Origin of the sequence: Kaistia granuli DSM 23481, from assembly GCF_000380505.1 — a bacterium.
Lineage (GTDB): Bacteria > Pseudomonadota > Alphaproteobacteria > Rhizobiales > Kaistiaceae > Kaistia > Kaistia granuli.
In genome coordinates this window covers 152,518-174,588 of sequence record NZ_AQYH01000008.1, presented here as the reverse complement: position 1 = coordinate 174,588, position 22,071 = coordinate 152,518, and the positions used below count along the sequence as shown (strand labels likewise).

Below are 22,071 nucleotides of genomic sequence, written 5' to 3'. Positions count from 1 at the left end.
CATCTTCCCTTCAGGCGGCGACCGCCGGCGGTGTCACGACGGCGCGGCCGCTGTCGGCGGAAAACACGAAGAAGCGTTCCGGGTCGAGCCGGACCTCGACGCGGGCGCCGATCTCGATCGGCCTGATGCCGTGCATCAGCCCGACCCAGCGGCCATCCGGCGAATCGAGATGGACGAAGCTTTCCGAGCCGGTGATCTCGGTGATCGCCACCGTCGCCGGCACGGCGATGGTGTCACTGTCGCCGGGCTCCAGATGCAGATCGTGCGGGCGGAAGCCGAACAGATAGGTTCCATCGGCGAGGCGGCCGAGACGGCCGGTCGCCGGCAGCGACGCGCCGTCGGCGAGCGCGATGCGATCGCCGGATTTGGCGGCGCGCAGCGTGTTCATCGGCGGATCCGAGAAGGTGGTCGCCGTGATCAGGTCTGCCGGGCGGCGATAGACCTCGGTCGTCGGCCCGAATTGCGTTACCCGGCCTTGGGAGAGCGTCGCCGTGTTGCCGCCAAGCAGAAGCGCCTCGGTCGGCTCGGTGGTGGCATAGACGAAGATCGCGCCGGTCTCGGCGAACAGGCGGGGGAGTTCGGCGCGGAGTTCCTCGCGCAATTTGTAGTCGAGATTGGCGAGCGGCTCGTCGAGCAGGACGAGATCGGCCTTCTTGACCACGGCGCGGGCGAGCGCGGTGCGTTGCTGCTGGCCGCCGGAGAGTTCGAGCGGCGTGCGCTCCAGCATCGGCGTCAGCCGCATCAGTTCGGCCGCCTCGCGCACGCGCCGGTCGAGCTCGGCCTTGGCGACGCCGGCGACGCGAAGCGGCGAGGCGATGTTCTCGTAGACGGTCAGCGTCGGGTAGTTGATGAACTGCTGGTAGACCATGGCGATGTTGCGCTTCTGGACCGGCAGGCCGGTGACCTTGGCGCCGTTCATGAACACATCGCCGCTGGTCGGCGTGTCGAGGCCGGCCATCAGCCGCATCAGCGTGGTCTTGCCGGAAAGCGTCGGGCCGAGCAGGACGTTGAGCGAGCCGCTTTCGAGGATGAGTGAGACATCCTCAATATGCGTCGCCGCGCCGACCTTCTTGGTTACCTGTCTTAACTCGAGCATGGTTCCTCCCGTGCCCGATGCGGCGCTCTCTATTGGGCCGCTGTCGGTAGTCTCTCCTGCATGGCATTGCGCATGTAGCCGTCGAGCGCGGCGATCTGCGTCGCCGTCATCCGAAGACCGAGCTTGGTGCGCCGCCAGACGATGTCGGCGGCACTCCGCGCCCATTCCTGATCGATCAGATAGTGTACTTCCGCGCCCGTTAGTCCAGCGCCGAAGTCGCGACCGAGATCGCCCTCCGTCCGCGCCGACCCGAGGATCCGGCGGGTCCGGGTGCCGTAGTGGCGGGCGAGCCGCCGCAGGCGCGCGCGGTCGAGGCGCGGATAGTCCGCGACCAGCCCGGCGACCAGGGCCTCGAAGCCGTCGACGGGGAAATCGCCGCCGGGCAGGGGGGCCTTCCTGGTCCAGGGCGCCCCGCGCTTGCCGAGCACCGTCTCGACATGTTCGAGCACATGCTCGGCCAGCCGCCGCGATGTGGTGATCTTGCCGCCGAAGACATGGATGATCTTCGGCGCGTCGGCGCTGCCATCGACCTTCAGCACATATTCGCGGGTCGCTTCTTGGGCGCTGGTGGCGCCGTCGTCATAGAGCGGCCGCACGCCGGAATAGCTCCAGGCGATCTCGTCGCGCCGCACCGGCTTCTTGAAATATTCGCTCGCCGCCGCGCAGAGATAATCGGTCTCCTCGTCGGAGATGGCGACGTCGGCCGGGTCGCCGCGATAGTCCCGATCGGTGGTGCCGATCAGGGTGAAGTCATCCTCGTAGGGGATGGCGAAGATGATGCGGCCGTCGGCGTTCTGGAAGATGTAGCAGCGATCGTGGTCGAACATCCGCGGCACGACGATGTGGCTGCCCTGGACCAGGCGGACGTGATGGCCGGCATCGGCGCCGTTCATGCCGCGCACGACGCGATCGACCCACGGGCCGGCGGCATTGATCAGCAGGCGCGTCTCGATCTCACGGGTTTCGCCCGTCAGCGTGTCGGCGAGCGTGACGCGCCAGTGATCGCCGGCCCGCTCGGCGCCGGTGACGCGGGTGCGGGTGGCGATGCCGGCGCCGCGATCGGCGGCGTCGCGGGCGTTGAGCACGACGAGGCGGGCGTCATCGACCCAGCAATCCGAGTATTCGAAACCCTTGCGGAAATCGCCCTTGAGTGGCGCGCCGGTACCGTCGCGGGTGAGGTCGAGCGCCTGGGTCGCCGGCAAGAGCTTGCGGCCGCCGAGATGGTCGTAGAGGAAAAGGCCGAGACGCAGCAGCCAGGCGGGGCGGAGGCCCTTGTGATGCGGCAGCACGAAGCGCAGCGGCCAGATGATGTGCGGCGCGTTCGACCAGAGCACTTCGCGCTCCATCAGCGCCTCGCGCACCAGGCGGAATTCGTAATGCTCGAGATAACGCAGGCCGCCATGCACCAGCTTGGTCGAGCGCGAGGAGGTGCCGCTCGCCAGGTCGTCCATCTCGGCGAGGCCGACGGCATAGCCGCGGCCGACCGCGTCGCGGGCGATCCCAGTGCCGTTGACGCCACCGCCGATGATGAAGAGGTCGAGCATGGACACGACGCAGCGCTCTCCTGTGCGGCGCAGCATAATTATTTCATTTCGAAACTCGATCGGTACGATAAATGAAAGATAACGCGCGTCAAGTGAAAGTGATGTGAAACAAGCGAGGGAGCGGGCGGCCACGGCAACGCCTTGGCGGGATTGTCCGATTCCGTCGCGGCCCCGGCGGGAGCAGGCGGGCGCGGGATGTGGGCGGCGGGGGCTGTCGGTTTCCGGATCGGGGAATCGTCACGGCTCGGCGCGTGTGCGCCGCAGCGTCAGGCGTCCAGTTCGGCCGTTTCGGGCAGCGCCTCGATCAGTTCGACCTCGCTGTCGGCGCAGATCTGGCGAATGCGATCGCTCGGGCAGTGATCGGTGACGAAGGTATGGATCTGCTTCAGGCTGCCGATCCGCACAGGCGCGGTGCGGGCGAACTTGGTCTGGTCCGAGGCGAGGATGACGTGGCGGGCATTGGCGATGATCGCCTGCGCCACCTTCACCTCGCGAAAGTCGTAGTCGAGCAGCGAACCGTCCTCGTCGATTGCCGAGGTGCCGACAATGGCGTAGTCGACCTTGAACTGGCGGATGAAATCGATCGCCGCCTCGCCAACGATGCCGCCGTCGGAACTGCGCACGACGCCGCCGACAATCACCACCTCGATCTGCGGATAGGGTCGCATGATGTGGGCGACGTTGATGTTGTTGGTGATGACCATCAGGCCCTGGTGCTGCAGCAGCGCCTGCGCCACCGCCTCGGTGGTGGTGCCGATATTGATGAAGAGCGAGGCCTCGTTCGGGATGATCGCCGCCACCGCCTGGCCGATCGCCGCCTTCTCGCGCGCGGCGATCTGCGAGCGCGCCTCATAGCCGACATTCTCGACGCCGGAGGCGAGGATGGCGCCGCCATGGGTGCGGGCCATCAGCTTGCGGTCGCAGAGATCGTTGAGATCCTTGCGAATTGTCTGCGGCGTGACGCCGAACTGGACGGCGAGTTCGTCAACCATGACGCGGCCGCGCTGCTTGGCGATTTCGAGAATGGCGGTCTGGCGCGACGGAGGCATTTGCGTTCGGCTTTCGAATGTTTCGATCGGGGCGCGAAACGAAACTAGCACATCCCTACGGCAATGGCGCGTCCCCGCAAAACCGGCGCAACTGTCGGCTTCATAGCTAAGGTGAGGCAACCAAGCCGACGTAGACAGATCTGGTCGAAGGCGTACCAACAAGGGGGGCAAGCCAAAGGTAGTCAAATTTGTTTCGTCTCTTGAGGAAAGTGACGCGACAGGATCTGCCGAATCCGGCAGATGTTCCCGTTCGGGATTATCTTGTCATTACGGAATGCTATTCGCCGTATTCGGTCGGGGGGGCGGAGGTCAGTCTTTCCCTGACATTGCGCGCCTCGCGCCGAGCCTCCGATATGCTGGTCGTCAACGTGCTCGGCCGGTCGCCCCAGATCGCCCGCCATCGCGTCGACGGCATCGAGGTGCTGGCGCTGCCGCCGCAGGCGAAGTGGCCCTATCACCGCCTCTCCGTCGGCGAGCGATCCCGCCTCAAGGCCGAACTGCCGAGGCTGGCCTGGGCGATCTTCCTGTTTCACGCATTGCTCTACTTCTTCTCCGGCCGACCGGAGCAGATCGCAGCGCGCTGGCTGATGCTGGCGACGCTGCCGTTCCGGAGCCGGGAGCGCGGAGCCTTCCCGCAGCTCGATACCGAAGAGACCGGTTACTGGTCGCTGGCGGTGCGGCGCATCCTGAAGGCGAGCGGTGCCACGACGGTCCATGCCGACAATCTGCTCGGCATCCAGCTCTGCCCGCCGGCCGGGCCGACTTCGGCCCGCCGCATCGGCGTCGTGCGCGACAATCGCTTCCTCTGCGTCCGGCTCAACCAGCAGACGCGGATCGGCGACGTCATCTGCCGGAACTGCCGCGCCGAATGCCATACCGGGACGGCGCTCCAGGACCGGCGCCTGCGCCTCATCGCCCGCTATGTCGGCCGGCAGCGGCGTCTCGCCTTGGGTCGCCTCGACGATGTCGTGGTGACGAGCCGCTATCTCGAGCGCCAGATCGCCTCGTTCGGCTCGATGCCGCCGGTGACGCGGATCGCCAATCCCGCCGGGTCCGCCCGCCGGATCGCCGAGGCGCCGGCGGCCGAATGGGACGGCGTCAACATCCTGATGATCGGCCAGATCAACGACAACAAGGGCCAGGAAGCGCTGGCCGCGCGCCTGCCGGAACTGATCCACCGGATCCCGGACCTCCGTCTGCACTTCGCCGGCCGGGGCGATGCGGCGCGGGATCGGATGATCGCGGCGGCGGGTGCCTATGCCGACCGGCTGCGGTTCCATGGCTATGTCGAGCCCGACGCCGTGCACGCGCTCTATACGCGCTGCCAGATCGTCGCGCTGCCGACGCGCTGGCCGGAGCCGTTCGGCCGCGTGCCGCTCGAGGCGGGGCTGGGCCGGCGGCCCGTGGTCGCCTTCGATGTCGGCGGTCTCGCCGAGCAGATCGTGCACGGCGAGACCGGCTTGGTCGTTGCAGCCGGCGACTATGGCGGCTTCGTCGAGGCGCTGGTGGCGCTGGCGAAGGACCCGGCGCGCCGGGAACGGCTCGGCGCCGCCGGCGAGCGTCGCGCCGTATCGCGGTACGGCGTCACCGAGACGGTGCGGGCCTATGAGGCGCTCTGGGGCGCCGCGCCGGACACCGCCCCGGTGGTGGACCGGGCGCGGCAGATTGCGCCCGGCTGATCGGTCAGCGCCTGGCCGGGTTCTTTTCCCACAGATCGCGGGCGAGATCCTTCAACTGGAGCGCCTCGGCCCAGCGATCGGACTGGTCGAAGCCGTCCGGGCCGCTGATCGCATAGGGTTTCGGGCCCAGTTCGCAGGTGAAGGACAGCGTGTCGTTCGGGCCGGCGCGCCGGCTCCAGCTCTCGAACAGATAGCCCCACCAGCCGAGGAACTGGTCGAGATAGGGCTTGTTGTGCGGGAACGAGATCTCGACCTGCACTTGCTCGGGGCTGGCGACACGGCCATGCGCCGCCCAGGAACGGTCCAGCACCTGGCGGATCTGGTCGTCCATCTCCTTCGGCACCGGCGGCTCGGGAAACTCGCGCCCGACCATGAAATGCGAGAGATCGGCGAGCAGCTTCAGATCCGGCATGGCGTCGAGGATGTCGAGGGTCACCAGCAAATCATTGGTGATGCGGCCGCGATGCGTCTCGACATAGACCGGCACGTCCGAATCCGCGGCCATGCGGTTCCAGCCTTCAAGGATGCGCAGGCTTTCGGCAAGCGCGCGCGGACGGACATCCGGCTGGATGGTCAGGTGATGGATGCCGTAGCGGTTGGCGAGTTCGAGCGCTGGCTTGAGTTCCTCGATCGTCGTCGGAAAGCACTGGCCCTCGACCAGGATGCCGTTGTCGCTGGCGGCTTCCGCCAGCGGTGCCGCCAGCTCTGGCGTGAAGAACAGGTTCGTCACGCCGTCGAAGCCGGCCGCGGCGGCCTCGGCCACCATGTCGGGCAGGGAGGCGTCGGCGTCGCGCCCCTTCAGGCGCTGCATGCCCCAGAGCGATTCGAAGACGAGCAGGCATTGCATGGCTTGGTCCTTTGCGATGGTGCGGAGGTTCTAGCGCCGGCCGCCGGGGGCGTCGATGGCGCGGATCGGAGCGAGGTCCGTGATTTTGGCCGTTGGACATCTGGTGGAGGGGATGTCGCGCCACGCTCGCCCTCATCCCGGCCTCCGAGCCGAAATCCCTTCAGCCCGATTGTCGGGAAGGACGATGTTGGACATCGGATAGCGGCGGCGCCCTGCGAGTTGGATCAACCTCACCCCGCCAGCAGGCCCTTCAGCTTGACCGCGGGGGCGGCGAGGGCCGCCCTGTCCGGGGTCGCGCGTCTGGCGATCAGCATCTCGGCGAGGCGGACGTCGCGGGCGATCTTGCCGTTCGGCCCGACCGCGCTGGCGGCGACCAGCCGGCCGTCGTTCGCGAGGTGGAAATCGAGCCGGGCGTCGTCGCCGAGCTCCCGCGTTACCGTCTCGCTGCCCTCGTCGGCGAGGCCGGCGATCTGCAGGGTGATGTCGTATTGATCCGACCAGAACCACGGCACGGCCTCGTAGGCATCGCTGCCGCCGAGCAGGTTCGTCGCGGCCGCGTTGCCCTGGTCCTGTGCGTTGCGCCAGGCCTCCAGCCGCACGCGCCGCCCGCCATAGAGCGCGTGCGGGAAGGAGCAGCAGTCGCCGGCGGCGAAGATATCAGGGTCGTTGGTCGCCAGCCGTTCGTCGACGGCGATGCCGTTGTCGATCGCCAGTCCAGCCCGTTCGGCAAGTCCGGTTTCCGGGATGGCACCGATCCCGGCGAGGATCGCGTCGCAGACGACCCGCTCGCCGGTCGAAAGCGACACGACATGGCCGGTGCTGTCGGTCTCGATGCTGGCGATGCCCGTGCCGGTGAGCAGCCGCACGCCCTCCGCCTCGTGTCGCCTGGCGATGATGGCAGCGAGATCGGCCGGCACGGCGCGTGCCAGTAGGCGCGGCGCGAGTTCGATCAGCGTGACCTCGGCGCCGCGCGCGCGGGCGGCGGCGGCCAGTTCCAGTCCGATGAAGCCACCGCCGAGGATGGCGAGGTGCGAGCCCGGCCGCAGCCGGGTGCGCAGTGCCCGCGCCTCGTCCAAGGTTCGCAGCGTCTGGACATTGTCCGGCCCGGCGCCATCGATCGACAGGCGGCGGGCGCTCGCTCCCGTTGCCAGCAGAAGCCGGTCATAGGCGATGCGTTCGCCGCCGGCGAGCTCGATCCGGTGGGCATCGCGATCGATCGCCAGCACGCGCGTGTCGGAACGATGCGTGATGGCGTGCTCGGCGAGGCGCTCCGGTGTCAGGATGAAGGCGGCCTGCGGCTCGACCTCGTCCGTCAGCGCCGCCTTGGAGAGGGGCGGGCGCTCATAAGGAGCATGCGGCTCGTCGCCGATGATCGTTACCCGCCCGGCAAAGCCCTGCTCGCGCAGCGCCATGGCCGCGCGCGCGCCGGCTTCGCCCGCGCCGATCACGACGATGGATTCCGGCCTCGATCCGCGCATCGATGTCTCCCCGGATCCTTCCATGGCTGCGCCCGGCGCCATCCCCTCAGGCCAGACCGAGCAGGACTTTGTCGCCGTCGATCCGGACCGGGTAGGTCTTGAGATTGACGCAGACGGGCGCGCCCTTGGCCTGGCCGGTGCGATAATCGAAGCGGCCATTGTGCTTCGGGCATTCGATGATGTGGTCCATGACCAGGCCGTCGGCGAGGTGGATCTGCTCATGCGTGCAGAGCCCGTCCGTCGCGTAATATTCGTCGTCCGGCGAGCGGTAGATCGCATAGGTGCGGCCGTCGTGATCGAAGCGGATGACGTCCTCTTCGTCGATGTCGTCGGCGGCGCAGGCCTCGATCCATTGCGTGGCGGTCGTGGTGGTCATGCAGGTGTCCTCGCTTGAAATCTTGGGGCGCGTGGTTCGGGATGCGGCCGACTGGCCGCGCCGCTGCGCATGTCGGGGGCGCAACCCCGATTGGATGCGCCCGCTTCCCTTCCGTTCCCGATCGCGCAGCGCGGGAGGTGGAGGCGGGCGCCGCCGGAACCCGTCTACTCGGCCGGCACGACCGAGACGAACTGGGTGCCGTGATTGTGCGGCACGGCCTTGTTCGGATCCGGCAGCTGCCGCTCTACGAAATAGCCGGGCTCGCGCACCTGGCGCAGCAGCGTCGGGATGATCTCGGCATAGGCTTCCCAGAGGCCGTTATACGGCTTCGGGCAATCGGCCTTGATCGCGGCGTGCAGCTTCGGCAGCGCGTGATAGGGCACCATCGGGAACATGTGGTGCTCCACGTGGTAGTTCATGTTGAGATACAGGAACCGGTAGATCGGGTTCATGTAGACCGTGCGGCTGTTCAGCCGGTGGTCGAGCACGTCCTCGTCGAGGCCGGCATGCTGCGTCAGACCGAAGATGACGACGAAGGGCGCGCCGTAGAGCGTCGGCAGGCCGATGAACATCGCCGGCAGGATCGAGCCGATGGCGAAGCACCAGATGGCGACGGCGGCGAAGATGGCGAGATAGAGCCGGGCGATCCAGTAGACCTTGGCGCGTTCCATCTCGGGGATGTAGGTCTTCTCTTCCTCGTTCAGCCGGCCGGTCGCGTGAAGGAGGAGCTTCTTCATCGCGACGTAGCTGCTCTTCAGGGCGAAAAGGTTGAGCAGGATGCCGAGAATGTCGGGCGGGCGCGGCACGGCGATCTCGGGGTCGCGGCCGACGATGATGGTGTCGGTGTGGTGGCGGGTATGGCTCCAGCGCCAGACGGTCGGCTCGCGCAGGATCATGAAGCAGGCGATGTGGTAGACGACGTCGTTCATCCAGCGCGTCTTGAACGCCGTGCCGTGGCTGCATTCGTGCCATCGTGAATCCGACGCCGAACCGTAGAGGATGCCGTAAACGGCGAAGAAGGGCACGGCCCACCACGTACCCCAGAAATAATAGCCGCCGAGGCCGGAGAGGAAGAGCGTCGCGAACCAGATCGCCGTGTCGCGCAGCGCCGGCCCGTCGGAGCGTTTCATCAGCTCCTTCAGTTCCTTGCGCGGGATCGGGCACTGGTACCATTGCGCCGCTGCCAGGCCGTTTTCCTCGGCCAGCCGGGTGTCGCGGCCGATCAGCGAATAGTCGCGCGGGGTCGTCGAGACCGTCATTCGTTCCTCCGAAGCCACCGTGTTTTTGTCCTCCGCAGCACGGATGACCGCATCTTCCGGTGTTTGGAGAAACTCTAATGCGGCTTGGTTTTCACCTCAATCGAGAGATGATAGAATCTATCATGAAAGCTCAAGGATGCTGGGCGTTGAAATGATGGAATCTATCATGAGGCTGTCGCCTTGGAAGCGTTGACCCGGCCGACGATCCGCGATCTCGCCGCTGCCGCCGGCGTCGGCGTCGCGACCGTCGATCGCGTCCTCAACCAGCGGGCGCCGGTGCGTCGCGAGACGGCCGAGCGCGTCCTCGCGGCCGCCGAGGCGATCGGCTATCACGGCACCGGGCTTCTGAAGCGCCGGTTGGAGGAAACGGCGGCGACGAAGAGCTTCGGCTTCCTGCTGCAGCGCCGCGCCGACGCGTTCTACCAGGAGATGGCGGCGGCGCTCGCCACGGCGGCGCGGGCGGCGAGCGGCGTGCGCGGAAAACCGATCGTCGAATTCGTCGAGGATATCTCGGCCGCGACCGTCGCCGACAAGCTGCTGGCGCTCGGCGGCCGCGTCGATGCGCTCGCCGTCGTCGCTGCCGACCATCCCAAGGTGACCGAGGCGGTCGAGGCGCTGGCGGCGCGCGGCGTCGGCGTGACGACGCTGCTGTCGGAGCTTTCGGCGCCATGCATCGGCCATGTCGGCATCGACCATCGCAAGGCCGGGCGCACCGCTGCCTGGGCGATCGCCCGGCTGGCCAAAAAGCCCGGCAGCGTCGGCATTTTCGTCGGTAGCCACCGCTATGTCGGGCATGAACTTTCCGAGATCAGTTTTCGCGCCTATTTCCGCGAGCATGCGCCGGATTTCCGCCTGCTCGAGCCGCTGGCCAATCTCGAGGATCCGCATCTCGCCCATGAAGGCACGCTCGAACTCCTGAAGCGCAATCCGGATCTCGTCGGCATCTATGTCGCTGGCGGCGGCATGGCCGGCCTGATCTCGGCCCTGCGCGAGACGGGCGCGCATGAGCGCGTCATCGCCGTCTGCAACGAACTGGTGCCGGAGACGCGGGCAGCCCTGGTCGACGGCGTGCTCGACGCTGTCATCGCCACCCCGGTGCAGGCGCTGGCCGAGCGGGCCGTCGCCATCATGGCGCGGGCGGTGCGCGGCGCCGCCGGGGAGGGCGAGACGCGCATCCTGCTGCCGTTCGAGCTGTATGTGGCCGAGAATGTCTGAGCGCGTGTCCGGCGCGGCGGGTGGTTACTCCGGCTATTTCTTCAGCAGCCACTCGTGCTCAGGCGCGTTGTGGAACCTCCAGGTCCGCTTCGGCCCGGCCATGACGTTCAGATAATAGAGGTCGTAGCCGTGGATCGTCGCGCAGGGGTGATAGCCCCTGGGCACCAGCGCCACCACGCCGTCCTCGATCAGCATCGTCTCGTCGAGCGAGCGGTCGTCGGTATAGACGCGCTGGAAGGCGAAGCCCTGCGGCGGCTCGATGCGGTGGTAGTAGGTCTCCTCCAGCAGGGATTCCGCCGGCAGATTGTCGGTGTCGTGCTTGTGCGGCGGATAGCTCGACGTGTGGCCGCCGGGCGTGATCACCTCGACGACGAGCAGCGAATCCGCCGGCTCGCTTTCGGGAAGGATGTTGGTGACATGGCGCAGATTGGTGCCGGCGCCGCGCGTCTCCTGGCCGACATGGTCGGGGCCGATCAGCCGCGGCGGCAGCTCGCCGGTCGTGGCGGGGGCCGAGCAGACGGCGAGCGTTACCTCGGTCGTGGCGGTGACGATCCAGTCGTGCTCGGACGGCACATAGACCGAATAGGGCTTGCCGTCGAAGGGCGACATGCGCTTGCCGATGATGCCGAAATCGACGTCCTCGACAATGGCGCGCGCCTTGCCGGAGATCAGGACGAGGCAGACCTCGCGGTCGCCCGTATTGCCCTCGGCGATCTCGCCGGGCTGCAACTGGTAGAGGTCGAAGCCGACATGGCTCCAGCCGGCCGATTGCGGCGTGACATGGATGGTACGGCCATGGCTGCCGGCGGGCTTGACGAGAAGGTCGGTCATGGTCCGTCTCCTTGGCGTGGGGCGCACTCTTGAGGCACCGAAGTAGATCCTCACCTCTTCCTGAGGGAGAGGTCGGAGCGAAGCTCCGGGTGAGGGTTTAGGGAACCATCCGGTCAGGCCGTAAACCCTCACCCGCCGGCCTGCCGCCGCCGACCACTCCCTCAGGGAGAGGTGAGGCGCCAAGTCCGCGCGACAAAGGCTTATTCCCCTCAGCGCTTCAATCCGGCAGCATCGATGAAGCGGGTGAGATTGTCGAAGCCCATCTTCACATAGCGCGCCGGCGGCGCCTTGACCGGATCCTGCTCGGCCTCGATGACGATCCAGCCGGAATAATCCGGGATTTCCCGGAACACGGCGACATAGTCGATCGAGCCGTCGCCGGGCACCGTATAGACGCCGGCCAGCACGCTTGTCAGGAACGACCAGTCGCCCGCCTCGGCCTGGCGCGCCACGTCGGGCCGGACGTCCTTGGTGTGCACATGCACGATGCGGTCGCGATATTTCCGCGCCAGCCGGGCCGGGTCGCCGCCGGCCCAGGTGATATGGCCGGTATCGAGCAAGAGTTTCACCGCCGGTCCGGTCGACGCCATCATGCGGTCGATCTCGCCCTCAGTCTGGACCACCGTGCCCATGTGGTGGTGATAGGCAAGCGTCAGGCCCTCGCGGTCGAGATAGTCGGCCAAGCGCGTCAGGCCGCTGGCGAAGCGGCCCCATTCGACCTCGCTCATCACCGGCCGCTGCGACAGTGGCATCGCCTGCGTGCCGTGCACGGTGCGGGTGCACTCGGCGACGATGAAGACGGTGCAGCCGAAGGCCTTCAGCAGGTCGATATGGTCCCGCGCCGCCTTGAATTCGTGCTCAGCGTCGCGCTCGAGCAGGAAGGTCGAATACCAGCCGGCGACGAGGGCGAGGCCATGCGCGTCGAGGATCGGTCGGAGTGTCCCGGCGTCGCGCGGAAACTTGTGGCCGAGTTCCATGCCCTCGATGCCGATCGCCTTCGCTTCCGACAGGCATTGTTCGAGCGAAATGTCGCCGCCGATGTCCTGCTTGTCGTCATTGGACCAGCAGATCGGATTGGCGCCGATGCGGATCATGGGTGTTTCCTCGTTTGCGTCGTCGGTGTCTGTTGTCTTTTAGCGCTTCTCTTTGCGGTCATCCCGGGCAAGCGGAGCGCGGCCCTGGATCCATTCAGCCGCCGGTGGCGGGCGGCCGCATGGATCCCCGCCTTCGCGGGGATGACGCACGAGATACTCAATCCAGCCCGCGCTGCGCCTCGATCGCCTTTTCATATTCCTCGCGCGCCGCGTTGACCTGCCAGCGTGGGCTCACCTCGGGCACGGCGACATCCCACCAGTGGCCGCCGGCCTCGGTGGTGACGAGCGGGTCGGTGTCGATGACGAGGACGGTGGTGCGGTCGTTCTTGACCGCGTCGCCGAGCGCGGTTTCGAGGTCGGCGATGGAGGCGACCTTGGCGGCGAGCGCGCCGAGGCTGGCGGCATGGGCGACGAAGTCGACCGCCGGCATCACCTCGTGCCTTACGTCCTTGAAGAGATTGTTGAAATTGGCACCGCCCGTGGCCATCTGCAGCCGGTTGATGCAGCCATAGCCGGCATTGTCGAGCACGACGATGGTAAGCCGGAGCCCCAGCATCACCGACGTGGCGATCTCCGAGTTCATCATCAGATAGGAGCCGTCGCCGACCATGACGACGACCTCCTCGGCCGGCTTCGCCATCTTGACGCCGAGGCCGCCGGGGATCTCGTAGCCCATGGTCGAATAGCCATATTCGAGATGGTACGACCCCGGGCGTCCCGCCTGCCAGAGCTTGTGCAGTTCGCCGGGCAAGCCGCCTGCGGCGCAGACGACCGTCGCATTGTCGCCGAGCGACCGCTGAACCGCACCGATCACCTGCGCGTCGGAAGGCAGGGCCGCATTGGTCGCGGCCGTCGCCTTGTCGGCTGCCTTGAACCAGTTCGCGCGGCCGTCCTCGGCCTTTTTCGTCCAGCGATCCGGCGCGGCATAGGAGCCGAGCCCAAGCGCGATTTCCTTCAATCCCGCCAGCGCGTCGGCGACGAGCGGCAGCGCCCGATGCTTGGTGGCGTCGAAGGGCTGGGTGTTGAGGCCGATGATCGCCTTGTGGTGGTTCTGGAAGAGGGCCCAGGAGCCGGTGGTGAAGTCCTGCAGCCTGGTGCCGACCGCGAGGATCACATCCGCCTCCTCGGCCAGTTCGTTGGCGGCCGAGGTGCCGGTGACGCCGATCGAGCCCATGTTGAGCGGGTGATCGGCCGGCAACGAGGATTTGCCCGCCTGCGTCTCGGCGACGGGGATCCGGTGCGCTTCCGCAAAGGCGCGCAGCGTTTCCGTCGCGCCGGAATAGAGCACGCCGCCGCCGGCGATGATCAGCGGCTTCTCGGCCTTCGAGAGGGCGGATAGGGCAGCCGCGAGTTCGTCCTCGGAGGGGCGGGGACGACGGGATGTCCAGACCGTCTCGGCGAAGAAGGATTCCGGATAGTCATAGGCCTCTGCCTGCACGTCCTGACAGAGCGACAGCGTCACCGGGCCGCAATCGGCCGGGTCGGTCAGTACGGCCATGGCGCGCTGCAGGGCGGGCATGATCTGTTCCGGCCGGGTGATACGGTCGAAATAGCGCGAGACCGGACGGAAGACGTCATTGGCGGTAACCGTGCCGTCGCCAAAGTCCTCGACCTGCTGCAGGACGGGATCGGGATGGCGGTTCGCGAAGACGTCGCCGGGCAGGAACAGCACCGGCAGGCGGTTCACATGCGCCAGCGCGCAGGCCGTCACCATGTTGGTGGCGCCAGGGCCGATCGAGCTGGTCACCGCCATCATGCGGCGGCGAAAGCTTGCCTTGGCAAAGGCGATCGCCGCATGGCCCATCGCCTGTTCGTTATGGGCGCGGAAGGTCGGCAGGGTGTCGCGATGCTGGTAGAGCGCCTCGCCGACACCGGCGACATTGCCATGGCCGAAAATCGCCCAGACGCCGCCGAAGATCGGCATTTTCTGGCCGCCGATCACGGTCATCTGGCGGCTGAGAAAGCGTGTCAGCGCCTGCGCCATGGTGAGACGGATGGTGGTCATCGGACGGTTCCCTCGGTCATTTTTCTTGCCACGCTCCTCCCCGATCGTCTGGGGAGGTCTCCCTCGTGCTTCTCTCTCCGGCTCCGGAGAGGCTATTCCTTCGCCCCGCCGCGGGGGAGGGGTCTTGTGTGTGTCAGCAGCTGGTCAAGGTTGGCTCTCGCGCCCACCGACCCCCGCCGTCATCCCGGGCAAGCGAAGCGCGACCCGGGATCCCTTCAGCCGCCGGCGGCGGGCAGTTGGATAGATCCCGGCTTTCGCCGGGATGCCGGAAGGCCCTTACGCCGGCTCTGCCTGCCGCGCCGCCTCCCAGGCGGCGACCAGCTTGCCGAAGCGCCGTGCCATGTCGTCAACTGCCGCTTGGTCGTCGATCCGGCCGGATAGCCAGTTTTCCGCTGCTTCCGCGAAGATCGTGCGGCCGACTGCGAAACCCTTGACCAGCGGCGTCGCCGCGGCGGCGCGGAAGGCCGTCACCAGCTCGTGCTCCGGCGCCTCGAGCCCCAGCAGGACGATGCCCCGGCAATACGGGTCGTTGGCCTCGATCACCCGCTCGATGGCGCGCCAGGCGGCCGAACTCGTCTGCGGTTCGAGCTTCCACCAGTCCGGCTTGATGCCGAGCTCGTAGAGCCTGGCGAGGATCGACGAGACGGTCGTCTCGGTCAGCGGGCCATGCTTGCCGGCGATGATCTCGACCAGCAATTCCCGGCCGACCGTCCGCGCCGCGTCGGCGACGCGCAGCAGCTCGCGCTCCTGCCGCGCCTTCAACTCGTCGCTGTCGGCGGGGTGGTAGAAGCAGAGGCATTTGATCGTATGGCCGATCGGCCATTCGGCCAGATGGCTGCCGAGATCGGGGAGATGGTCGAAATCGAGCGGGCGGGAGCCCGGCTGCTCTACCGGCCGGCCGATCCAGAAATCCTGCTCGGCGGCGCGCGGAAACGCCTTCTGGCCATAGGTACTGTCGAGCAGCATGCCGAAGCCCGGCCGCCCCTTGGCGACGCGCGCGGCGGCGTCCACGGCGAGCGCCTTCAGGCCCGCGATCTTCTCCCGCGGTACCTTGAGCCGGTCGGCGACGGCCTCCAGCTGCGAGCGATGGTCGATCGCCAGCGCCATCAGCGTGTCCGGCTGCGCGCGGCGGGTGGTGGCCCAATGGATGTGGTTGAGGGCGGCGTCCTTGCGCAAAGCGCGCTGCTCGCTGCCGTTCTCGAGGAAATGGGAGAGCTCGGCCCAGCTCGGATATTCCGGCGAGCAGAGCAGCCGCGACACGGCGAAGGCACCGCAGGCATTGGCCCAGGTGGCGCAGGTCGCCAATGGCTCGCCCTTCAGCCAGCCGCGCAGGAAGCCGGACATGAAGGCGTCGCCGGCGCCCAACACATTGTAGATCTCGATCGGAAAGCCGTCGCCGACGATGCCCTGTTCGAGGTCGTGAGGAATCGCGCCGTCATAGACGATGCAGCCCATGGCGCCGCGCTTCAGCACGATGGTGGCGGCAGAGAGGGCGCGGATGGTCCGGAGCGCGCCCAGCACGTCGTCGGCGCCCGATGCGATGCGGATCTCCTCCTCGGTGCCAACGATCAGGTCGCAATCGGCCAGGATGGACTTCAGCTGCTCCGACACGCGGTCGGATTTCACATAGCGGGCGAAGCCGTCGCCATGGCCGGCGAGGCCCCAGAGATTGGGTCGATAGTCGATGTCGAAGACGACGCGGCCGCCGTGCGCCTTGGCGATGCGGATCGCCTTGCGCTGCGCCGCGTCGCTGTTTTCTCGCGAGAAATGCGTGCCGGTGACCACGATGGCGGAAGCCGAGGCGATGAAATCATCGTCGATATCCGCCTCCGACAGCGCCATGTCGGCGCAATCGGTGCGGTAGAAGATCATCGGCGAGACGCCTTCGTCCTCGACGGCGAGCAGCACCAGCGCCGTCAGCCGGTCGGGGTCGGTGGCGATGCCCTGCGTGTCGACGCCTTCGCGCTGCATCTGTTCGCGGATGAAGCGGCCCATCTGCTCGTCGCCGACCCGGGTGATGACGGCCGATCTCAGGCCGAGACGGGCAGTGCCGATGGCGATGTTGGACGGGCAGCCGCCGACCGACTTGGCGAAGGAGGTGATGTCCTCGAGCCGGGAGTAGATCTGCTGGCCGTAGAGATCGACGGAAGATCGGCCGATGGCGATCACATCGAGCGGTCGATCGGTCGTATCGGACCGCTGAGCCTCGGTCATCGCATTCTCCGTCCCGGTTAACGAGGGGCTAACGGACGGCTAACGATACCGGCTTGCCGCATGCCCCGAACTACGGGACGCAGTGAAACAAAAATTCTGCGTTTTCGTCAATATGGAATGTTCAGATCATCAAGTACGGCGCGCTTCGGCGACGGCGACGGTCAGCGTCATGGCGAGTGCCATCGAGGCGGAGAGGGAGCGGAATCCTTCGTAGTCGGCCTCCACCACCTCGAACCAGACGCCGATCTTCGGGATCAGCGGGCTGAATGGGCTGTCGGTGATGACGACGAGCGGTGTGCCGGCCTCATTGACCTGGCGGGCATAATTGAGCGTCGCCGAGGCGTAGGGCGTGAAGGAGATGGCGATGGCCGCGTCGCGCGGGCCGGCGAAGGAGAGGGTTTCCGGATCGCTGCCCTGGGCCGAGCCGACCAGGATCGACTTCACGCCGAGCTTGCCGAAGGCGTAGCTCATATAGGAGGTAACGGGGAAGGAGCGGCGCTGGCCGATCAGGTAGATCGTCTCGGCCTTGGCCAGCAGCGCCGCTGCTTCGTCGATCTGTTCGACCTGCACGCGCTCGCGCAGCGAACCAACGGAGCGCTCGGCCGCCTTGCAGAAACCGGCGAACAAGGTCGCCGACTTGCTGTCGCCGGCGACATGCGAGCGGAGCGACGAGAGGCGCTCCGAATAGTTCGAGGTGCGGTCGCGCAGGCGATCCTGGAACACGGCCTGCAGGTCGGAAAAGCCTTGGTAGCCAAAGGCCTGGGCGAAGCGGACAAGGGTAGAGGGCTGCACTTCCGCCTTCTCGGCGATGCTGGCGGCGGTGCCGAAGGCGACGTCGTCCGGATTGGCGACGGCGTAGATCGCCACCTGCGCCAGCCGCTTCGGCAGCGTGTCCTTGCGGCTCACCATCCGGTTGCGCAGGCTCCAGAAATCGCGCGGCGGCAAGGCGTCGTTGTCGTCAATCGTCATCATCGCGGGCCTTTCCTGCGCATTCGGCGCAGCTTTCCCCGACTTCGGGCCGAAAATCAACACTTGACGGAGATCGATCTCGATGGAATGAATATTCCGACGTCGATTCAAGGAGCTGTTTTGTTCCGAAATATCGATGCAGCGGGATCCTAGAGCGCCAAAAAACGCCGGAATCTCGCATCTTTTCATTCTCGGGAGGAATGTCATGAAGATGAAATTCAGGGCGATGCTCGCGGCCACGGCGCTGGCCGTTTCCGCTGTCGCGGCCCATGCCGACATCATCGTCGTCACCCATGGCCAGGCTTCCGACCCATTCTGGTCGGTGGTCAAGAACGGCGTCGCCGAGGCCGGCAAGGATCTGGGCGTCAAGGTCGACTACCGCGCCCCCGAAACCTTTGACATGGTGGCGATGTCCCAGTTGATCGACGCCGCCGTCAACCAGAAGCCCGAGGGGCTGGTGGTCTCGATTCCCGACGGCGACGCGCTTGGCCCTTCGATCCAGAAGGCGGTCGCCGCCGGCATTCCCGTCATCTCGATGAATTCGGGCTCGGACGTGTCGAAGAAGCTCGGCGCGCTGCTGCATGTCGGCCAGAGCGAGTATGACGCCGGCAAGGCGGCGGGCGAGAAGCTCAAGACGATGGGCGGCAAGAAGGGGCTCTGCGTCAACCAGGAAGTGGGCAACGTCGCCCTCGACCTGCGTTGCAAGGGCTTTACCGACGGCTTCGGCGCCGTGACGGTCCTGCCGACCTCGGCCGATCCGGCCGACGTCAAGGCCAAGGTCAAGGCGGCGCTCGCCTCAGACCCAGCCATTGACGCCATCATCACGCTCAACGCCTCGCTGGCTGGCGAACCGGCCGTCGCCGCCGTCGGTGAATCCGGCATGGACGGCAAGGTCAATGTCGCGACCTTCGATCTCTCGGCTGGCTTCCTGCAGGCTGTCGCCGACGGCAAGGCCGCCTTCGCTATTGACCAGCAGCAGTTCCTGCAGGGCTACCTGCCGGTCGCCTTCCTGGCGCTGCACAGCAAGTATGGCCTGATGCCCGGCGGCGACGTGCCGTCCGGTCCCAATCTGGTCACCAAGGACTCGGCCGCCAAGGTCGTCGATCTGTCGGCGAAGGGCATTCGCTAGACTCGCTCCGGCCAGTGCGCGTGGGCCCGAACAGCCCGCGCGCATTGCCACGTTTGTCGAGGGATCTCGGTCCCTCGGCGTCACCCGGCCGACACGGCTGGACCGGATTGCCTCGTCTCTCGCCGCGGCTGCGCAGGGCGGCGGGCAGGCGGCGTCCTCGAACGACCCGCGTCGACTGGCTTCGCGCGCTGGCGGGGAAGAGAATGACGGACAAGAACAGCCTGATCGAAACGGCGGCGGATGAGCGGCTCAAGCATGCCTCGCCGCTGACGCGCGTCCTGCGCCGTCCCGAACTCGGAGCCCTTCTCGGCCTCGTCATCGTCACGGTCTTTTTCCTCGCCGTCGCCAATCCGGTGATGTTCGAATTGTCGGGCATTATGAACTTCATGGCGCCGGCGGCCCAGCTCGGCATCCTGGCGATCGGCGCCTCGCTCCTGATGGTCGGCGGCGAGTTCGATCTGTCGGTCGGATCGATGGTTGCCTTTGCCGGCCTGATCTTCGCCGCCTGCGTCGTGACCTTTGGCATGTCGCTGCCGGTGGCGATCGCCGTGACGTTTGCCTGCGCGGCGGCCATCGGCTTCTTCAACGGCCAGCTCGTCATTCACACCGGCCTGCCCAGCTTCATCGTCACGCTGGCCTTCCTGTTCGTCCTGCGCGGCCTGTCGCTAGTCGGGCTCAAATGGGCGACTGGTGGCGCGACGCAGCTGCGCGGCGTGCGCGAAGCCGCGACCGACACACCGCTCGATGCCTTCATCTACAAGCTGTTCGCCGGTGACGCCTTTGAAGGCCTGTTCGCCTGGCTCGCCGCGCATGACTGGATCGCCAAGTTCCCGAACGGCCAGCCCAAGGTGACCGGCGTGCCGATCGAGATCCTCTGGTTCGTCGGGTTGGCGGCCCTCGCCGCCGTGGTCCTCTCACGCACGCGCTACGGCAACTGGATCTTCGCGTCGGGCGGCGACCCGAACGCAGCGCGCAATTCCGGCGTGCCGACGCGACGGGTGAAGACTTCCCTGTTCGTGCTGACCGCCTGCTGCGCGGCGCTGGTCGCCATCCTGACCGTGCTCGACGCCGGTTCGACCGATGCGCGGCGCGGCTTCCAGAAGGAGTTCGAGGCGATCATCGCGGCCGTGATCGGCGGCTGCCTGCTGACCGGCGGCTATGGATCGGTCGTTGGTGCTGCGGTCGGCGCCGTCATCTTCGGCATGGTGCTGATCGGCCTCACCTACACCACCATCGACCAGGACTGGTATCTCGTCTTCCTCGGCGGCATGCTGCTGATGGCGGTGTTCTTTAACAACATCATCCGCAAGCGCGTGACGGGAGAGCGGTGATGGCGACGCCAATCCTCGAAATGCGCAATATCGAGAAGCATTTCGGCTCGGTCGTGGCGCTGGCCGGCGTGTCGATCGAGATCCTCCCGGGAGAGGTGCATTGCCTGCTCGGCGACAATGGCGCCGGCAAGTCGACCTTCATCAAGACCATGGCGGGCGTGCACAGGCTGACCAAGGGCCAGATGTTTCTGAACGGCCAGCCGGTCCAGTTCAGCAGCCCGCGCCAGGCGCTCGATGCCGGCATCGCCACGGTCTACCAGGACCTCGCCATGATCCCGCTGATGTCGGTGACGCGGAACTTCTTCATGGGGCGGGAGCCGGTGAAGGGGATCTGGCCGTTCCGTTTCATGGATATGGGGTTCTGCGATCGCATCACGCGCGAGGAGATGAAGCGGATCGGCATCGACGTTCGCGATCCCGGCCAGGCGGTCGGCACCTTGTCGGGCGGCGAGCGCCAGTGCGTGGCGATCTCGCGCGCCGTCTATTTCGGCGCCAAGGTGCTGATCCTCGACGAGCCGACATCGGCGCTCGGCGTCCGGCAGACGTCGATGGTGCTCAAATATATCGACATGGTGCGCAAGCGCGGCCTCGGGGTCGTCTTCATCACCCACAATGTCCGCCACGCCATGGCGGTCGGCGACCGGTTCACCGTGCTCAATCGCGGCCGTACGCTGGGCACGGCGGCGCGCGGCGAGATCACGGCGGATGAATTGCAGAACCTGATGGCCGGCGGCAAGGAGCTGGCGGATCTGTCTTCCGAGCTCGGCGGTACCGTCTAGCCTTCTCATCTCATCATCGGGAATGACCAGCATGAAATCCCTCGGGATCGGCCTGATCGGTACGGGCTATATGGGCAAGTGCCATGCGTTGGCCTGGAACGCGGTCGCGCCGACCTTCGGCGATATCGCGCGGCCGCGGCTCGTGCATCTCGGTGAGGTCAACGAGAGCGTCGCCCGAAAGAAGGCGGAGGAACTCGGCTTCGCCCGCGCCTCGGGCGACTGGCGGGCCGTGATCGCGGATCCCGAGGTCGACGTCGTCTCGATCACCACGCCGAACGAATTCCACGCCGAGATGGCGATCGCCGCGCTCGAGGCGGGCAAGCATATCTGGTGCGAGAAGCCGATGGCGACGTCCGAGGCGGATGCCCGCGCCATGCTGGAAGCGGCGCGACGGTCCGGCAAGGTGGCGGCGCTCGGCTACAACTACATCCAGAACCCGGCGATCGGGCATCTGAAGGCGCTTCTCGAAGAGGGCGCCATCGGTGCGATCAATCATGTCCGTCTCGAGATGGACGAGGATTTCATGGCGGATGGCGCCGTGCCATTCGGCTGGAAGAGCGATCGCCGCTCGGGCTATGGCGCGCTGGATGATTTCGCCGTCCATCCGCTTTCGCTTCTGACGACGTTGCTGGGGCCCGTGGCGCGCGTCGTCACCGACATGGCGAAGCCTTTCGCCGAGCGTCCGCTCGCCGAGGGCGGAAGCCGGGCGGTCGAGACGCATGACATCGCCAACGTCCTGCTCCGGCTTGCGAGTGGTGTTTCGGGCATCCTGCTGGTCAATCGCTCCGCCTGGGGGCGAAAGGGGCGGATCGCGCTGCAGATCTTCGGCTCCGAAGGTTCGATCCTCTACGACCAGGAACGGATGAACGAGCTGCAGCTTTATCAGGCGCGGGGACCGGTGGCCGAGCAAGGCTTCCGCACCATCCTGACCGGCACGGCGCACCCGCCCTATGATCGCTTCATCCCGGCGCCCGGCCATGGACTGGGCTTCAACGATCTGAAGGTGATCGAGGCGCGCGAGCTGATCCGCCGGATCGGCGGCGAGCCGGCGCATCTGGTCGAATTCGAAACCGGCATCGGCATCGAGAGGACCGTTCACGCCATGGCGCGGGCGTTCGAGACGGGTGGTTGGGTCGACGTCGGCAGCTAGCGGCCGGATCCCCGCGGGCTCTGGCG

At 66.8% G+C, this 22,071-nt stretch carries 18 protein-coding genes; 6 read left to right on the top strand and 12 right to left on the bottom strand.

Annotated features, from left to right (window positions below; translation table 11 throughout):
- Nucleotides 1-10: 10 nt before the first annotated feature.
- From G342_RS0113125 to G342_RS0113115, 3 genes are all read right to left on the bottom strand, one after another.
- Complete coding sequence (locus tag G342_RS0113125; RefSeq protein ID WP_018183612.1) at nt 11-1,096, bottom strand: ABC transporter ATP-binding protein; 1,086 nt, start codon at nt 1,094-1,096, stop codon at nt 11-13.
- Between the two features lie 29 nt (nt 1,097-1,125).
- Nucleotides 1,126-2,640 (bottom strand): glycerol-3-phosphate dehydrogenase, encoded by a 1,515-nt coding sequence (gene glpD, locus G342_RS0113120; protein WP_040878941.1) that lies wholly within the window; start codon nt 2,638-2,640, stop codon nt 1,126-1,128.
- Nucleotides 2,641-2,906: 266 nt separating this feature from the next.
- Entirely contained in the window at nt 2,907-3,689 is a 783-nt protein-coding gene (locus tag G342_RS0113115; RefSeq protein WP_018183610.1) for a DeoR/GlpR family DNA-binding transcription regulator, read from the bottom strand.
- A 353-nt stretch (nt 3,690-4,042) separates the two neighbouring features.
- On the opposite strand from G342_RS0113115, the gene G342_RS25315 reads away from it, so the two are divergent.
- Nucleotides 4,043-5,368 (top strand): glycosyltransferase family 4 protein, encoded by a 1,326-nt coding sequence (locus G342_RS25315; protein WP_018183609.1) that lies wholly within the window; start codon nt 4,043-4,045, stop codon nt 5,366-5,368.
- 4 nt (nt 5,369-5,372) lie between these two features.
- Here G342_RS25315 and G342_RS0113105 read toward each other — a convergent pair whose 3' ends face one another.
- The 4 genes from G342_RS0113105 to G342_RS0113090 all read right to left on the bottom strand — a co-directional run bounded on the left by G342_RS0113105 (nt 5,373) and on the right by G342_RS0113090 (nt 9,328).
- Entirely contained in the window at nt 5,373-6,215 is an 843-nt protein-coding gene (locus tag G342_RS0113105; RefSeq protein WP_018183608.1) for a sugar phosphate isomerase/epimerase family protein, read from the bottom strand.
- A gap of 230 nt (nt 6,216-6,445) precedes the next feature.
- Nucleotides 6,446-7,693: an NAD(P)/FAD-dependent oxidoreductase gene (locus G342_RS0113100; protein WP_018183607.1), complete on the bottom strand. Its 1,248-nt coding sequence runs from the start codon at nt 7,691-7,693 to the stop codon at nt 6,446-6,448.
- Nucleotides 7,694-7,739: 46 nt separating this feature from the next.
- Entirely contained in the window at nt 7,740-8,069 is a 330-nt protein-coding gene (locus G342_RS0113095) for a MocE family 2Fe-2S type ferredoxin (protein WP_018183606.1), read from the bottom strand.
- 164 nt (nt 8,070-8,233) lie between these two features.
- Nucleotides 8,234-9,328, bottom strand: a complete 1,095-nt coding sequence (locus tag G342_RS0113090) for a fatty acid desaturase family protein (protein WP_018183605.1) — start codon at nt 9,326-9,328, stop codon at nt 8,234-8,236.
- Nucleotides 9,329-9,508: 180 nt separating this feature from the next.
- Here G342_RS0113090 and G342_RS0113085 point away from each other — a divergent pair, with 180 nt between their 5' ends.
- On the top strand, nt 9,509-10,543 hold the full coding sequence (locus tag G342_RS0113085) for a LacI family DNA-binding transcriptional regulator (RefSeq protein WP_018183604.1): 1,035 nt from the start codon (nt 9,509-9,511) through the stop codon (nt 10,541-10,543).
- 33 nt (nt 10,544-10,576) lie between these two features.
- Here G342_RS0113085 and iolB read toward each other — a convergent pair whose 3' ends face one another.
- The 5 genes from iolB to G342_RS0113060 form a co-directional block, all read right to left on the bottom strand.
- The gene (iolB, locus tag G342_RS0113080) at nt 10,577-11,374 is read right to left on the bottom strand and encodes a 5-deoxy-glucuronate isomerase (protein WP_018183603.1); all 798 of its coding nucleotides are present in this window, start codon (nt 11,372-11,374) and stop codon (nt 10,577-10,579) included.
- 209 nt (nt 11,375-11,583) lie between these two features.
- On the bottom strand, nt 11,584-12,468 hold the full coding sequence (iolE, locus tag G342_RS0113075; RefSeq protein ID WP_018183602.1) for a myo-inosose-2 dehydratase: 885 nt from the start codon (nt 12,466-12,468) through the stop codon (nt 11,584-11,586).
- Nucleotides 12,469-12,625: 157 nt separating this feature from the next.
- Nucleotides 12,626-14,473, bottom strand: a complete 1,848-nt coding sequence (gene iolD, locus G342_RS0113070; protein ID WP_018183601.1) for a 3D-(3,5/4)-trihydroxycyclohexane-1,2-dione acylhydrolase (decyclizing) — start codon at nt 14,471-14,473, stop codon at nt 12,626-12,628.
- Nucleotides 14,474-14,749: 276 nt separating this feature from the next.
- Nucleotides 14,750-16,687: a bifunctional 5-dehydro-2-deoxygluconokinase/5-dehydro-2-deoxyphosphogluconate aldolase gene (locus G342_RS0113065; protein ID WP_018183600.1), complete on the bottom strand. Its 1,938-nt coding sequence runs from the start codon at nt 16,685-16,687 to the stop codon at nt 14,750-14,752.
- A 129-nt stretch (nt 16,688-16,816) separates the two neighbouring features.
- The gene (locus G342_RS0113060) at nt 16,817-17,659 is read right to left on the bottom strand and encodes a MurR/RpiR family transcriptional regulator (protein ID WP_018183599.1); all 843 of its coding nucleotides are present in this window, start codon (nt 17,657-17,659) and stop codon (nt 16,817-16,819) included.
- A 202-nt stretch (nt 17,660-17,861) separates the two neighbouring features.
- Between G342_RS0113060 and G342_RS0113055 the strand changes: the two genes are divergently transcribed.
- From G342_RS0113055 to G342_RS0113040, 4 genes are all read left to right on the top strand, one after another.
- A complete protein-coding gene (locus G342_RS0113055; RefSeq protein ID WP_018183598.1) occupies nt 17,862-18,785 on the top strand; it encodes a sugar ABC transporter substrate-binding protein in 924 nt (307 codons plus the stop codon).
- 203 nt (nt 18,786-18,988) lie between these two features.
- Nucleotides 18,989-20,116, top strand: coding sequence for an ABC transporter permease (locus G342_RS0113050; RefSeq protein ID WP_018183597.1), 1,128 nt, complete (start codon nt 18,989-18,991; stop codon nt 20,114-20,116).
- Nucleotides 20,116-20,895 carry an ATP-binding cassette domain-containing protein gene (locus G342_RS0113045; protein ID WP_018183596.1) on the top strand — a complete coding sequence of 260 codons (780 nt, stop codon included), beginning with the start codon at nt 20,116-20,118 and terminating at the stop codon, nt 20,893-20,895. The genes G342_RS0113050 and G342_RS0113045 overlap by 1 nt, the downstream gene beginning before the upstream one ends.
- 31 nt (nt 20,896-20,926) lie before the next feature.
- A complete protein-coding gene (locus G342_RS0113040; RefSeq protein WP_018183595.1) occupies nt 20,927-22,045 on the top strand; it encodes a Gfo/Idh/MocA family protein in 1,119 nt (372 codons plus the stop codon).
- Nucleotides 22,046-22,071 lie beyond the last annotated feature (26 nt).

Bases quoted from the DNA above. Each gene is read 5' to 3' on its own strand.
- G342_RS0113060 (WP_018183599.1), bottom strand. From the start codon at position 17,659: ATGATGACGATTGACGACAACGACGCCTTGCCGCCGCGCGATTTCTGG.
- G342_RS0113055 (WP_018183598.1), top strand. From the start codon at position 17,862: ATGAAGATGAAATTCAGGGCGATGCTCGCGGCCACGGCGCTGGCCGTT.
- G342_RS0113095 (WP_018183606.1), bottom strand. From the start codon at position 8,069: ATGACCACCACGACCGCCACGCAATGGATCGAGGCCTGCGCCGCCGAC.
- iolB (WP_018183603.1), bottom strand. From the start codon at position 11,374: ATGACCGACCTTCTCGTCAAGCCCGCCGGCAGCCATGGCCGTACCATC.
- G342_RS0113105 (WP_018183608.1), bottom strand. From the start codon at position 6,215: ATGCAATGCCTGCTCGTCTTCGAATCGCTCTGGGGCATGCAGCGCCTG.
- glpD (WP_040878941.1), bottom strand. From the start codon at position 2,640: ATGCTCGACCTCTTCATCATCGGCGGTGGCGTCAACGGCACTGGGATC.
- iolE (WP_018183602.1), bottom strand. From the start codon at position 12,468: ATGATCCGCATCGGCGCCAATCCGATCTGCTGGTCCAATGACGACAAG.
- G342_RS25315 (WP_018183609.1), top strand. From the start codon at position 4,043: ATGCTGGTCGTCAACGTGCTCGGCCGGTCGCCCCAGATCGCCCGCCAT.
- G342_RS0113115 (WP_018183610.1), bottom strand. From the start codon at position 3,689: ATGCCTCCGTCGCGCCAGACCGCCATTCTCGAAATCGCCAAGCAGCGC.
- iolD (WP_018183601.1), bottom strand. From the start codon at position 14,473: ATGACCACCATCCGTCTCACCATGGCGCAGGCGCTGACACGCTTTCTC.
- G342_RS0113125 (WP_018183612.1), bottom strand. From the start codon at position 1,096: ATGCTCGAGTTAAGACAGGTAACCAAGAAGGTCGGCGCGGCGACGCAT.
- G342_RS0113065 (WP_018183600.1), bottom strand. From the start codon at position 16,687: ATGACCGAGGCTCAGCGGTCCGATACGACCGATCGACCGCTCGATGTG.
- G342_RS0113045 (WP_018183596.1), top strand. From the start codon at position 20,116: ATGGCGACGCCAATCCTCGAAATGCGCAATATCGAGAAGCATTTCGGC.
- G342_RS0113040 (WP_018183595.1), top strand. From the start codon at position 20,927: ATGAAATCCCTCGGGATCGGCCTGATCGGTACGGGCTATATGGGCAAG.
- G342_RS0113050 (WP_018183597.1), top strand. From the start codon at position 18,989: ATGACGGACAAGAACAGCCTGATCGAAACGGCGGCGGATGAGCGGCTC.
- G342_RS0113100 (WP_018183607.1), bottom strand. From the start codon at position 7,693: ATGCGCGGATCGAGGCCGGAATCCATCGTCGTGATCGGCGCGGGCGAA.
- G342_RS0113090 (WP_018183605.1), bottom strand. From the start codon at position 9,328: ATGACGGTCTCGACGACCCCGCGCGACTATTCGCTGATCGGCCGCGAC.